The organism is Polaromonas sp. (genome assembly GCF_016185115.1).
Taxonomy (GTDB): Bacteria; Pseudomonadota; Gammaproteobacteria; order Burkholderiales; family Burkholderiaceae_C; genus Polaromonas.
Genome location: NZ_JACPOF010000021.1, coordinates 337,341 through 349,559, shown reverse-complemented (window position 1 = coordinate 349,559; position 12,219 = coordinate 337,341). Strand labels below are relative to the sequence as shown.

Sequence of the window (12,219 nt, the reverse complement as noted above, 5' to 3'; positions counted from 1 at the left end):
TCCTTATTTCTTCTTGGTTTCTTTGATCGTGATCTTCTCATCCGAATAACGGATGCCCTTGCCCTTGTAAGGCTCGGGAGGACGAACAGCACGGACTTCAGCGGCGATCTGGCCGACACGCTGGCGATCAGAACCCTTGATCAGGATTTCCGTAGGCGTCGGCGTTGCTGCCGTGATGCCTGCGGGCATGTCCATGATGACGGGGTGCGAATAGCCAACCGTCAGGTTGAGCTTGGCACCCGTGACCTGGGCCTTGTAGCCCACGCCGATCAGGCTCAGTTTTTTCTCGAAGCCCTTGGTGACGCCGGTCACCATGTTGTTCACGAGCTGGCGCATGGTGCCGCTCATGGCGTTGGCTTCACGCGAATCATTGGCTGGTGCAAAGGTCAGCTTGCCGGCATCGTTCTTGATGGTGACAAGCGGGTTTTGCGCCAGTGCCAGGGTGCCGAGGCTGCCCTTGACATTGATCTGGTCGTCCTTGAAAGCCACATCCACACCCGAAGGGAGGGACACAGGCATTTTTCCTACACGAGACATTTCAGTTACTCCTCAATGCCGCCGTTTAGGCCACGTAGCAAAGAACTTCGCCACCGATGCCGGTCGCGCGTGCCTTGCGGTCAGTCATCACGCCCTGGGGCGTTGTGACGATTGCCACACCAAGGCCATTCATGACCTGGGGGATGGCGCCATGGCCTTTGTACACACGAAGGCCCGGGCGGCTGACGCGCTCGATGCGCTCAATCACGGGCTTGCCTGCGTAGTACTTCAGGGCGATTTCAAGCTGGGACTTGCCTTCGTCGGTCTTGACGGAGAAGCCATCAATGTAGCCCTCATCCTTCAGAACCTGCGCGATTGCAACCTTGACTTTGGATGACGGCACCTGCACAACGGCTTTTTCAACCATCTGTGCATTGCGGATGCGCGTCAGCATGTCGGCGATAGGATCACTCATACTCATTTTTTGGTGCTCCTATGCTTACCAGCTTGCCTTGGTGATACCGGGGATATCACCTGCAAAAGCCAGTTCACGGATCTTGGCGCGAGCCAGGCCGAACTGGCGGAACGTTCCGCGTGGGCGGCCCGTGATCTCGCAGCGGTTACGCTGACGGGTCGGGTTCGCGTTGCGGGGCAATTTTTGCAATTCCAGACGGGCCAGCTGGCGCTCTTCATCGGAGCGTTTGGCGTCGTTGGAAGTTGCCTTCAATTCAGCGTATTTTTTGGCGAACTTGGCGGCGAGTTTCTCGCGCTTCAGTTCACGTTGCAGCAATGCTTGTTTTGCCATGTCCCGCCTCAGTTCTTGAACGGAAAACGGAAGGCGGTGAGGAGTGCCTTGCACTCTTCATCGGTCTTGGCCGTTGTGGTGATGCTGATATTGAGGCCGCGCAAGGCATCAACCTTGTCGTACTCGATCTCAGGGAAAATGATCTGCTCTTTCACGCCGATGTTGTAGTTGCCACGGCCGTCGAAAGCGCGGCCGGAAATGCCGCGGAAGTCACGAACGCGCGGCAGGGCCACGGTCACGAAACGGTCCAGGAACTCATACATCTGCACGCCGCGCAGGGTAACCATGCAGCCGATGGGCAGGTCTTCGCGGATCTTGAAACCGGCGATAGCCTTCTTGGCCTTGGTCACGACCGGCTTCTGGCCGGCGATCTTGGTCATGTCGCCGACGGCGTTGTCCATGACCTTCTTGTCGGCAACAGCCTCGCTCACACCCATGTTGAGCGTGATCTTGGTGATGCGGGGAACCTGCATCGGCGACTTGTAGCCGAATTTCTCGATCAGCGCAGGGGTGATTTTTTCGCGGAACTGGGCCTGCAGGCGAGCCTTGGCAGGTGCAGCTTGCGTTGGTGCGGTTTTAGCCATAGTTATGCAGCCTTGATTTCGTCGCCGCTGGACTTGAAGACGCGCACTTTCTTGCCGTCAGCCAGGAGCTTGATGCCAACACGATCAGCCTTGCCCGACGCCGCGTTGAAAATCGCGATGTTGGACTGGTGAATCGGCATGCTTTTGGCAACGATGCCACCGGTCGTACCCTTGAGGGGGTTCGGCTTGGTGTGCTTCTTCACCGTGTTGATGCCTTCGATCAGCACGTGGCTGTCGTCGGTGCGGAGGGTGATCGTGCCGCGCTTGCCTTTATCCCGGCCCGCGATCACGATGACTTCGTCGCCCTTGCGAATCTTGTTCATGGCGTGTCCTTACAGAACTTCAGGAGCCAGGGACACGATCTTCATGAACTTCTCGGTGCGCAGTTCGCGCGTGACCGGTCCGAAGATGCGGGTGCCGATGGGCTCCAGCTTGGCGTTAAGCAACACTGCCGCGTTGCCATCGAATTTGACGAGCGAACCATCGCCACGGCGGATGCCCTTGGCGGTGCGAACGACCACCGCACTGTAAACCTCGCCTTTTTTGACGCGGCCTCGTGGAGCGGCTTCCTTGATGCTGACCTTGATGACGTCACCGACGCTGGCGTACCGGCGCTTGGAGCCACCGAGCACCTTGATGCACATCACGGACTTGGCACCCGTGTTGTCAGCAACATCGAGCTTGGATTGCGTTTGAATCATTTAAATTTGTTCCCAACTTGCACCGGACATGCCGCCCAAATCATTTGATTTACGCTGCAGACCAATCAGTCTTGGGCCCGTTGTCCGCGCCGCAAACCACTTGCAGCGTTTCCATGAGGGCAGAATTCCCCGCTTTTTAGAGCGAAGCCCACGATTATGGGTGAAGCTATTTGTCCTGTCAACACCTATTGGCGCAAAAGTCGTGGAAATTAGCCCACATTTGCCGCCAACCTGAAAAAAGACGTCTTGCTCAGGACGGAACGTGAAGATATTGATCGCAGAGCGCCAAAAAAGCTCCGGTTTTCGGGTCCATACCGGTTTCTTCCTGCAATAAACCCGCGACTACCGCTGCCAGCGATCTGGCCAGCCCCGCATCAAGAAACAGCAGCCGCGAGCGCCTGGCAAGCACATCTTCTACCGTACGGGCATATTCGTGGCGCGCTGCGAACCTGACCATGGGCTCTGTCAGGCCGCCGCCCAGTTCACGACCGGCCCCCGGCATCGCCAACACCGCCGCCGCCTCGCTCCCATATAGATGCAGTCCGGGCGCATCACTGATTTTCTGCCTCATGGGCTGCGCACCGAGCAGCTTCAAGTGAGTGGTTACTCCCTTTGCTCGCCTTTCAAGCAGGCCTACTTCAAAACATTTATCCAGAACGTCTTCAGCCATGGCGCGGTAGGTCGTCCACTTGCCGCCGGTCACGGTGACCAGCCCGCTTTTGCTGGCCAGCACGGTATGTTCACGGGACAGCGTCTGCGTGCTTTCGCCATCTTCGTCAGGGGGCTTGACCAGCGGCCGCAGCCCGACCCAGATACTTTTGATGTCGGCCAGCCCCGGCGCCCGGGTCAGATAGCGGGCGGATTCGCCCAGGATGAAATCGACCTCTTCCCGGAAAGCCAGCGGCTCGCGCGCCAGGTCATGGCGCGGCGTGTCTGTCGTTCCCAGAATGGTCTTGCCCAGCCATGGCACGGCAAACAACACCCGCCCGTCCGCCGTTTTCGGGATCAGCATGGCGTGGTCACCCGGCAAAAACGAGCGGTCAACCACAATGTGCACACCCTGGCTGGGGGCAACCATTTCTTTCACGTCCCGGCCGATGGCTTTGCCGTCTTCCATGCGGAACTGGTCTACCCAGACGCCGGTGGCGTTGACCACACAGTCAGCCTTCACTTCGTATCTGAGCCCCGTCTCCTGGTCTTTCACGTCAAAGCCGGCGAGCTTGCCATCCTCATGTCGCAATGCGGTGGCAGCACAGTAATTGATCACCAATGCACCCTGGGCGGCGGCCGTACGGGCCAACGCCAGGGCCAGACGGGCATCATCAAACTGGCCGTCCCAGTATTTGACGCCGCCGTTCAGCCGCCCGGCCGGGCCTTGGCGCCGTGAGTTTGGCAGCAGGGCCAGCGTCTCGGCGCGGCTCAGAAATTCAGTCGGTGCCAGCCCCGCCTTGCCGGCCAGCGCGTCATACATCTTGAGCCCCACGCCGTAAAACGGCGCCTCCCAGAACCTGTAGGCCGGCATCACAAAAGGCAGCGGCTGCGCCAGGTGCGGCGCATTGGCCAGCAGGGTGGTGCGCTCATGCAGGGCTTCACGTACCAGCGAGATGTTGCCCTGTGCCAGGTAACGCACGCCGCCGTGAACCAGCTTGGTCGCACGGGACGAGGTGCCCTTGGCAAAGTCGTGCGATTCGACCAGTACGACTGAAAACCCGCGCGCTGCGGCATCCAGCGCAACCCCCAGCCCTGTCGCGCCGCCGCCGATGATGGCCAGGTCATAGGTGACGGGCCTGGCGAGTTGTTCGATCAGCTGGCTGCGGTTCATGTCTTTGGATTTCTTTTCCGCCGGACTTCAGTGAGCCAGCGTGATGCACTCATTATTAGTGGTTCGCGTGAACGCCGAAAAACCGAAAAGTTAATATGGAACTTAACATTTCACGTCTGTGGCGCAAATTTGCCTCGCCAGAACCTGAAAAACAGGCTAAAAAAGGCCATTTTCAGGCATCAAACAAGCCTCCAGGCCAATAGATACGTACGTGGGCAGCTACGAATTTAATAGCAAATGATTTGTATGTTCTGCTCATTCACTTTGCTGGTTCACGTCACCCCTGGCTTTCGACCCAGAGTTTTGACCGCTCCACCGCCTTGTGCCAGCGCGCCCGCTTCGCGCTGCGCTCGGCAGCACCCATCACCGGCTCAAACCGCCGGTCGACCTGCCACTGGGCCATGATTTCATCGGAGCCACTCCAGAAACCGACGGCCAGCCCGGCGAGGTAGGCTGCGCCGAGTGCGGTGGTCTCGGTCACCCTGGGGCGTACCACCGGCACGCCTGAAAAATCGGCCTGCATCTGCATCAGCAAATCATTGCGGCTAGCGCCACCGTCCACGCGCAGCTCTTTGAGCGCCAGCCCGGCATCGCGGCTCATGGCGGCAAACACGTCGGCGCTTTGCAGGGCGATGGCTTCCAGCGCAGCACGGGCGATGTGGGCGCGCGTGGTGCCGCGCGTCATGCCCAGCAGCGCGCCCCGCGCATAGGGGTCCCAGTGCGGCGCGCCCAGCCCGGCAAAGGCGGGCACCAGATACACATCACCGGTATCAGGCACGCTTTCGGCCAGCGCCTGCACCTCGTCCGCCGACTTGATGATTTGCAAGCCGTCGCGCAGCCACTGGATGGTGGCGCCCGCCATGAACACGCTGCCCTCCAGGCAATAAGCGGCGCCGGTGGCGGCTTCTGACGACCAGCCCACCGTGGTCAGCAAGCGGTTTTTCGAGATCACCGGGCGTGCGCCGGTGTTCATCAGCAAGAAGCAGCCGGTACCGTAGGTGTTCTTGGCCATGCCGGGCGCAAAACAGACCTGCCCGAAGGTGGCGGCCTGCTGATCGCCCGCCATGCCAGCAATTTTGATAGTTGTGCCAAGCACGTCAGCGTCAGTCTCAGCCATGATGCCGCTGCTGGGCACGACCTCGGGCAAAACAGAGCGCGGGATGTTGAACAGGCCCAGCAACTCGTCGTCCCACGCCAGGGTGTGCAGGTTGAACAGCAGGGTGCGCGAGGCATTGCTGACGTCGGTGACGTGTACCTTGCCGCCAGTGAGGTTCCAGACCAGCCAGCTGTCCATGGTACCGAAGGCGATCTCGCCTTTTTCGGCGCGCGCACGGATGCCGGGCACATGGTCCAGCAGCCATTCGATCTTGGTGCCCGAAAAGTAGGCATCCAGCACCAGCCCGGTCTTTTTCTGGATGCGCGCCGCGTGGCCGGCCTGGCGCAATTCGTCGCAACGGCCTGCCGTGCGCCTGTCCTGCCAGACGATGGCGTTGGCCACCGGCTGGCCGGTCTTGCGGTCCCAGAGCAAAGTGGTTTCGCGCTGGTTGGTAATGCCTATCGCCGCGACCTTGCCGCCTGCGGGCAATTGTTGCAGGCATTCGCGCGCAACAAAGAGCTGGCTGGACCAGATCTCCAGCCCGTCATGCTCGACCTGACCGGGTTTCGGAAATATCTGGCGGAACTCTTTCTGCGCCAGCGCCACAACGCTGCCCGAATGGTCAAACAAAATGGCACGTGAGCTGGTCGTGCCCTGGTCAAGTGCTAATAAGTAGTCCATTCAATCTGCAGGTAGTCGGTTACAGCCTAGGTTAGCGCAATAAGGCGAGGCTGCGTGTCGTCACTTTCCCCAGCTACCATTGAAGGCTTCCTGTTGAAAGCATCATGAGACCCGTCGATGACACCTGCGCCGGCCTGACACGGCGGCAACTGATAGGGGCTTCGGCCCTGGCAGCGCTTGGCCTGCACGCCTGTGCCCCGGCCGCGCCAGCGCCAATAACGCCCGGCACTCTTCCCGCCAGCCTGCGCCTGATTGGCGAGGCCCGCATCCCCCACGGCCTGCAATACCAGAGCACAACGGTGGGCGGCCTCTCGGGCATTGACTACGACCCGGCCAGCGGCCAGTATTTTTTAATCACCGATGATGGCTCTGCCCGCAACCCGGCCCGGTTTTATACGGCGCGCATACCCCTGGACGGCAACGCACTGGGCCAGCCGGAAATCACCGGCATGACGCAATTGCGCCAGTCCGACGGTTCTGCCTACCCGTCGTCAATCACCGGTTACAAGCTGCAGGACCCGGAATCCATACGCTGGCGCGCAGGCAGCCAGACCCTGTTCTGGAGCAGTGAGGGCAATGCGCTGGCGGGTGTGGCACCGTCTTTCAGCGAATCCCGGCTGGATGGCACGCTGCTGCGGCAGTTCGCCCTGCCGCCCCTGTTTGACTTCAACACCACACGCGGCCCGCGCAGCAACCGGGGCTTTGAGGGCATGAGCCTGACACCCGACGGCAAAACCGCCTGGCTGGCGATGGAGGGTGCGATGCTGCAGGACGGACCCCTGCCCAGCGTTGGCGCGCCGGGCGGGCCCTGCCGCCTGACGCAGATTGATCTTGCCGGCGGCAGGCTGCTGCGCCAGGTGGCCTACATTCCCGATGCGATTCCGCGTGCACCCAGGCCCGCCATTGCCCCCGCAGACAACGGCATCAGCGAGATCCTCATGCTGGACCAGCACCGCATGCTGGTGCTGGAGCGCGCCTACATGGCCGGTTACGACACCGCCACCGGCAATTCGCTGCGCCTCTACCTGGTTGACACCCTTCAGGGCAGCGACACGCTGGACACCCCAGCCTTGCAGGGCGCAAACTACCAGCCGGTGAACAAGCTGCTGCTGGCCAATTTCGCGTCTTTTATCGGCCCCGGTGCAGGAAAGCGCCTTGACCGGCTGGACAACACTGAAGGCATGACCTGGGGGCCAAGGCTGGCCAGCGGCAATCGCAGCCTTGTTTTTATCAGCGACGACAATTTCAGCGCACGGCAGGTCACTCAACTGCTGGCGTTTGAATTCCTGGAGTGATCACCATGCCCAAACCCACTACATCCCGACCCGCCCCCATGCCCGCCACCAATGCCCACGCACCCGAGAATATCGCCTTCATAGGCGGCGGCAATATGGCCAGCGCCATCATCGGCGGGCTGATCAAGCGGGGAACAAAGCCCGCCAACATCCACGTCGTCGAGCCCTTTGCCGAGCAGGCGGCCAAACTCAAGAAACAGTTTGGCGTCAAGGTGGAAGAGGCGCCGAGCGCAGCGCTGGCCGATGCCAGCCTGGTGGTGTGGGCCGTCAAGCCCCAGACCTTCAAGGAAGCCGCCATGATGGCGCGCTTTCATACCAAGACCGCCCTGCACCTGAGCGTGGCGGCAGGCATACGCTCGGACAGCATCGCCCGCTGGCTGGGCACCGAGGTGGTGGTGCGATCCATGCCCAACACACCGGCGCTGGTAGGCAAGGGCATGACGGCGCTGTTTGCACGCAAGGCCGTCAACGCCGCTGACCGGCTGGCCGTCGAATCCGTCATCAAGACCACCGGCGACTACGTCTGGCTGGACGACGAAAACCAGCTGGACGCGGTGACCGCCATTTCAGGCTCCGGCCCGGCCTATGTCTTTTATTTCATCGAGGGCATGATAGAGGCGGGTGTCGACATGGGCCTGACCCGTGAGCAGGCCAACAAGCTGGCCATAGGCACATTTGTAGGGGCATCCGCCCTGGCAAAAGCGTCTGACGAGCCACCCGAAATCCTGCGCGGCCGGGTGACATCCAAAGGGGGCACAACCTATGCAGCCATCACCTCCATGGAGCAGGACGGGGTCAAGACACTCTTCGTCCGAGCCATGCACGCGGCCAAACAACGTGCGCGCGAGATGGGCGACGAATTCGGTGCTGCCTGAGTCAGTTACAAAAAAGCTTGCAGATGAGTCAACCGGAGCCCAAATGTTGGCGTTATAGATGGGCCGAAAGGCAAACATCCAAATACCTAACACCAGGAGCCAACCATGAAAAAATTTCTGTCTATCCTCGCAAGCGCTGCTGTTCTGGCCATGCCCCTGGCCGTGATCTCCACGCCAGCTGCTGCACAAACCGCTGCACCTGCAGCAGCCCCAGCCGCTGCACCTGCTGAAAAGCCAGTTGCCAAGGCTGTTGCAAAGACCAAGCGCACCGCCAAAAAGGGCGCACGCAAGGCAAAAGCCGCCAAAAAGGCTGCTGCTGCACAAAAATAATCAGCCCCGGCTGAATTGAAAAAGCCCGCATCAAGCGGGCTTTTTTTATGGGCTACGGACAGGGGTTGTGCCTGACCTCTCAGCCAGCCCCATGGCACTTTTTGTACTTTTTGCCGCTGCCGCAATAACAGACATCATTGCGGCCAGGCGTGGCTTCAGCACGAACCGTCTCAACCTTGGGCCCAATGGTGCGCCACAACTCGCGCAGGTCATAAACAGCCCATATCGCCTCACCAAACGCGTTCAGCCGGGCAATGCTGGTACTGGGTGCACCTTCTTCACTCAGGGGGGACACTTCGGGCTTGCCGGTGTCGTCTTCGGTCATGGCAACAACCGCTTCCAGCGCTTCGTCCAGCCATCTGGCGGCATCCTTGTCACGCGGTGCAGCCCATTCGTCGGGCCAGCTTTCAACAGCAAACATGAAGCCCAGCGCCCAGACCTGGGCAAACGCAGGCAGGTCTTCACCCTTGAAGTTGGCCTGCTCGTCGGGCGGCATGTCCGCCACCGCGCCGCGTATGTCCATGACCTCGGGGTGGTAACACTCGTCGTCTTCAAGGGTTTCGACCTTGGAGTCCAGCGCGGTCGCGACCTCGGCCCAGCGCCTGTTCCACAAGGCCATGAAGCGCTGCTGCTGCGCCTCATCGGCGAACGATCCACCTTCAGCGTCAGGCGCTTCTCCGTCGGCAGGCGTGGCCAGAAGCACAGGGATGTACTCAGCCGCCGGAATGGTCCGGCGCGAGCAGATCACAGCCGCCATGAAGCCTTCACAAAATTCCCACTGGGGTGTTTCGTCATACCGGCTGCGCAATTCATCGAGGATGGCGTCGAGTTCGTCGAAGTCCTCAATCTCCATGAAGCTGGCGGCGGCGGGGTCAGGGTCTGGTTTCATGTGCAACAGGGGCTGAGCGACACGCGGCGCTCTTATGATGCAAAGTGTATCTGCCGCACCAAGGCAGCGATTCACAAAACGACCTTGTATCTGAAGGCTTACGATGCTCCAGCGACTCAATGCCCACTTTCCCACGCGTTACTCCTTCATGGCCCTGTGCGTGTTCGGTGCGCTGGCCTTCCTGGTCAAACTTGTCTTTTTCTCGTTCTGGTGGTTGGCATTGGTGCTGTTTGCCGTCTGCGTGGCGCTGGTCGCACTTGGTATATACGACCTGCAGCAGGACCGCCACGCCATCCTGCGCAACTACCCGGTCATTGGTCACATGCGATTTCTGCTGGAGTACATACGCCCCGAAATGCGCCAGTACTTCATCGAAAGCGACAGCGAGGCCACGCCGTTCTCTCGCGCGCAGCGTTCACTGGTCTACCAGCGCGCCAAAGGCGAGCCGGACAACCGGCCTTTCGGCACGCAGCTTGATGTGGGCGCCCAAGGGTATGAATGGGTCAACCATTCGATGTCGCCGACCAGACTGCCTTCGCACGACTTCCGCATCTGGATTGGTGGCACGCCCGGCAAGCCCTCCGAATCAGTCGAGCCCTGCACACAGCCTTACCAAAGCAGCGTCTTCAACATTTCTGCGCTGAGTTTTGGTTCGCTCTCGGCCAACGCCATCCTGGCATTGAACAAGGGCGCGAAGATGGGCGGCTTTGCGCATGACACCGGCGAAGGCTCCATCTCATCACATCACCGCGTACACGGCGGTGATCTGATCTGGGAAATAGGCTCGGGGTATTTCGGCTGCCGCAACGACGACGGCACATTCAATGAAGAGCGCTTCACGGCCAGCGCGCTCGACCCGCAGGTCAAGCTGATTGAAATCAAGATGAGCCAGGGCGCCAAACCCGGCCACGGCGGCATCCTGCCCGGGCCCAAGGTGACATCGGAAATCGCGGCGACACGCGGCATTCCAATCGGCAAGGATTGCATCTCGCCGTCCAGCCACAGTGCTTTCTCAACACCGGTCGAGATGATGCATTTCATCGCAAGACTGCGCAAACTCTCTGGCGGCAAACCGACCGGTTTCAAGTTCTGCCTCGGCCACCCCTGGGAGTGGTTTGCCATCGTCAAGGCCATGCTGGAGACCAACATCACGCCCGACTTCATCGTGGTCGATGGCGCCGAGGGCGGCACGGGTGCGGCCCCGGTGGAGTTCACAGACCACGTAGGCGCACCGCTGCAGGAAGGCCTGCTGTTGGTGCACAACACGCTGATTGGCGTGAACCTGCGCCACCGCATCTCGATAGGTGCGGCCGGCAAAGTAGTGACGGCCTTCGACATGGTGCGCCTGATGGCGCTGGGCGCCGACTGGTGCAACGCAGGTCGCGGCTTCATGATGGCGCTGGGCTGTATACAGGCGCAGACCTGCCACACGGGCACCTGCCCGACGGGCGTGACAACGCAGGACACCAGGCGCCAGGCCGCGCTGGTGGTGCCCGACAAGGCCGACCGCGTGCGCAACTTTCACCGCAGCACGCTGCACGCCCTGCAGGAGCTGGTGCAGGCCGCCGGGCTGGAACATCCTCAACAGGTCAACGCTCACCACATCGTGCGCCGCCTGACAGATACCGAAGTACGCCTGCTCAGCAACCTCATCATGCAGGTCGAGCCCGGTGCCCTGCTGGGAGCGCTGGACAAGCAGAACAATGTGTTCAAACAGTACTGGCCCATGGCCAGTGCGCACAGCTTTCGGGCCGCAACTGCCTGAGCCTGACGTTGTGGCTACGGCTCAGATCGCCAGCTGGTTGAAGGCCTTGTCGCCGGGTGTGAGGTTCCAGGACTTCATCCACTGGTAGGTGAAGGCAAAGCGGCTCTCGTCAAACTCGCGGCTGCGCGCGTAATGCACAAAGTGGTCAAAGAGCTCATGCGGCTCAAGCTGGCCCTTGATCTGGTCCGTGAGGTGGTGTTTGTACTTGCCGAAATCACGTTGCAGCAGGTCGGCCGCCTCATTGAGCGCGCTGCGGTAGGCGGTGCGCAGGTCGTCATCAACATCCGGCGAGATCACTTCAGCACCACGGTAGAAGACCACGCTGACAATGTGCGCACCTTCCTTGAGCGCCAGGCTGATGTAGGGCTCCATCAACGCAGCCGCACGCAGCTTGCCTGACTTCAGTTCATCGTAGCGCTCCTGCGGTGCGCCGCGATGCGCCAGCACCACGTCTTCACGCGCCAGTGATCCGCCCAGGATCTGCAGGGTGGTGTAGTGCGAACCGGTGCGTTCGTTGATGCCGACTGGCACGCCGGCGAGGTCGCGCACTTCCTGGATTTCACTGTCGAAAGACAGGATGGCTTGGGCGGCCACTGCAGGACGCAATGCATGCACGCGGCTGCCGCGCGTGCTGTTTTCGGAGCGGTCCAGCCCGGCCCACTCGCAGAGGTTGTAGGCATCGGCCGTGCCGTCTTCATACAGGCTTTCCTTGCGGCGCTCGAAAGGGTCAATGGAAGCATGGCTTTCATGGCCGTTGTATTTCTCGACGAATTGCACCTTGAGGCCGTACTTCTCGAAAATGCCTTCCTGCTGCGCCACATAGATGGGGAGGTCGAAGACCGGGCCGTTGGGTGACAGGCGGATGGTAGGAAAGGTTTTGTCAGTCATGATGTCCTTTG

14 protein-coding genes are annotated in these 12,219 nt (G+C 60.7%); 4 read left to right on the top strand and 10 right to left on the bottom strand.

Features of this window, described 5'->3' with window-relative positions:
* Positions 1 to 3: 3 nt before the first annotated feature.
* The 8 genes from rplF to glpK form a co-directional block, all read right to left on the bottom strand.
* Complete coding sequence (gene rplF / locus HYX42_RS17025; protein WP_293405192.1) at positions 4 to 537, bottom strand: 50S ribosomal protein L6; 534 nt, start codon at positions 535 to 537, stop codon at positions 4 to 6.
* 25 nt (positions 538 to 562) lie between these two features.
* Positions 563 to 958, bottom strand: a complete 396-nt coding sequence (gene rpsH / locus HYX42_RS17020) for a 30S ribosomal protein S8 (protein WP_293405190.1) — start codon at positions 956 to 958, stop codon at positions 563 to 565.
* 18 nt (positions 959 to 976) lie between these two features.
* Positions 977 to 1,282: a 30S ribosomal protein S14 gene (gene rpsN / locus HYX42_RS17015; protein WP_293405188.1), complete on the bottom strand. Its 306-nt coding sequence runs from the start codon at positions 1,280 to 1,282 to the stop codon at positions 977 to 979.
* An 8-nt stretch (positions 1,283 to 1,290) separates the two neighbouring features.
* Positions 1,291 to 1,866: a 50S ribosomal protein L5 gene (rplE, locus tag HYX42_RS17010; protein ID WP_293405186.1), complete on the bottom strand. Its 576-nt coding sequence runs from the start codon at positions 1,864 to 1,866 to the stop codon at positions 1,291 to 1,293.
* Positions 1,867 to 1,868: 2 nt separating this feature from the next.
* The gene (gene rplX / locus HYX42_RS17005) at positions 1,869 to 2,189 is read right to left on the bottom strand and encodes a 50S ribosomal protein L24 (RefSeq protein ID WP_293405184.1); all 321 of its coding nucleotides are present in this window, start codon (positions 2,187 to 2,189) and stop codon (positions 1,869 to 1,871) included.
* A 9-nt stretch (positions 2,190 to 2,198) separates the two neighbouring features.
* Positions 2,199 to 2,567 carry a 50S ribosomal protein L14 gene (gene rplN, locus HYX42_RS17000; protein ID WP_007869247.1) on the bottom strand — a complete coding sequence of 123 codons (369 nt, stop codon included), beginning with the start codon at positions 2,565 to 2,567 and terminating at the stop codon, positions 2,199 to 2,201.
* A gap of 250 nt (positions 2,568 to 2,817) precedes the next feature.
* The gene (locus HYX42_RS16995; RefSeq protein ID WP_293405170.1) at positions 2,818 to 4,389 is read right to left on the bottom strand and encodes a glycerol-3-phosphate dehydrogenase/oxidase; all 1,572 of its coding nucleotides are present in this window, start codon (positions 4,387 to 4,389) and stop codon (positions 2,818 to 2,820) included.
* Positions 4,390 to 4,666: 277 nt separating this feature from the next.
* Entirely contained in the window at positions 4,667 to 6,166 is a 1,500-nt protein-coding gene (gene glpK / locus HYX42_RS16990; RefSeq protein ID WP_293405168.1) for a glycerol kinase GlpK, read from the bottom strand.
* A 104-nt stretch (positions 6,167 to 6,270) separates the two neighbouring features.
* Here glpK and HYX42_RS16985 point away from each other — a divergent pair, with 104 nt between their 5' ends.
* From HYX42_RS16985 to HYX42_RS16975, 3 genes are all read left to right on the top strand, one after another.
* Entirely contained in the window at positions 6,271 to 7,461 is a 1,191-nt protein-coding gene (locus HYX42_RS16985) for an esterase-like activity of phytase family protein (protein WP_293405166.1), read from the top strand.
* A 38-nt stretch (positions 7,462 to 7,499) separates the two neighbouring features.
* Complete coding sequence (proC, locus tag HYX42_RS16980; RefSeq protein ID WP_293405458.1) at positions 7,500 to 8,336, top strand: pyrroline-5-carboxylate reductase; 837 nt, start codon at positions 7,500 to 7,502, stop codon at positions 8,334 to 8,336.
* Positions 8,337 to 8,441: 105 nt separating this feature from the next.
* Positions 8,442 to 8,666 carry a hypothetical protein gene (locus HYX42_RS16975; RefSeq protein ID WP_293405164.1) on the top strand — a complete coding sequence of 75 codons (225 nt, stop codon included), beginning with the start codon at positions 8,442 to 8,444 and terminating at the stop codon, positions 8,664 to 8,666.
* Between the two features lie 79 nt (positions 8,667 to 8,745).
* On the opposite strand, the gene HYX42_RS16970 is transcribed toward HYX42_RS16975, so the two are convergent.
* Positions 8,746 to 9,555, bottom strand: a complete 810-nt coding sequence (locus tag HYX42_RS16970) for a UPF0149 family protein (RefSeq protein ID WP_293405162.1) — start codon at positions 9,553 to 9,555, stop codon at positions 8,746 to 8,748.
* A 103-nt stretch (positions 9,556 to 9,658) separates the two neighbouring features.
* On the opposite strand from HYX42_RS16970, the gene HYX42_RS16965 reads away from it, so the two are divergent.
* A complete protein-coding gene (locus HYX42_RS16965) occupies positions 9,659 to 11,320 on the top strand; it encodes an FMN-binding glutamate synthase family protein (RefSeq protein ID WP_293405160.1) in 1,662 nt (553 codons plus the stop codon).
* A 21-nt stretch (positions 11,321 to 11,341) separates the two neighbouring features.
* Here the strand turns inward: HYX42_RS16965 and HYX42_RS16960 are convergent, their stop codons facing one another.
* Positions 11,342 to 12,208, bottom strand: coding sequence for a hypothetical protein (locus HYX42_RS16960; protein ID WP_293405158.1), 867 nt, complete (start codon positions 12,206 to 12,208; stop codon positions 11,342 to 11,344).
* Between the last annotated feature and the right edge of the window lie 11 nt (positions 12,209 to 12,219).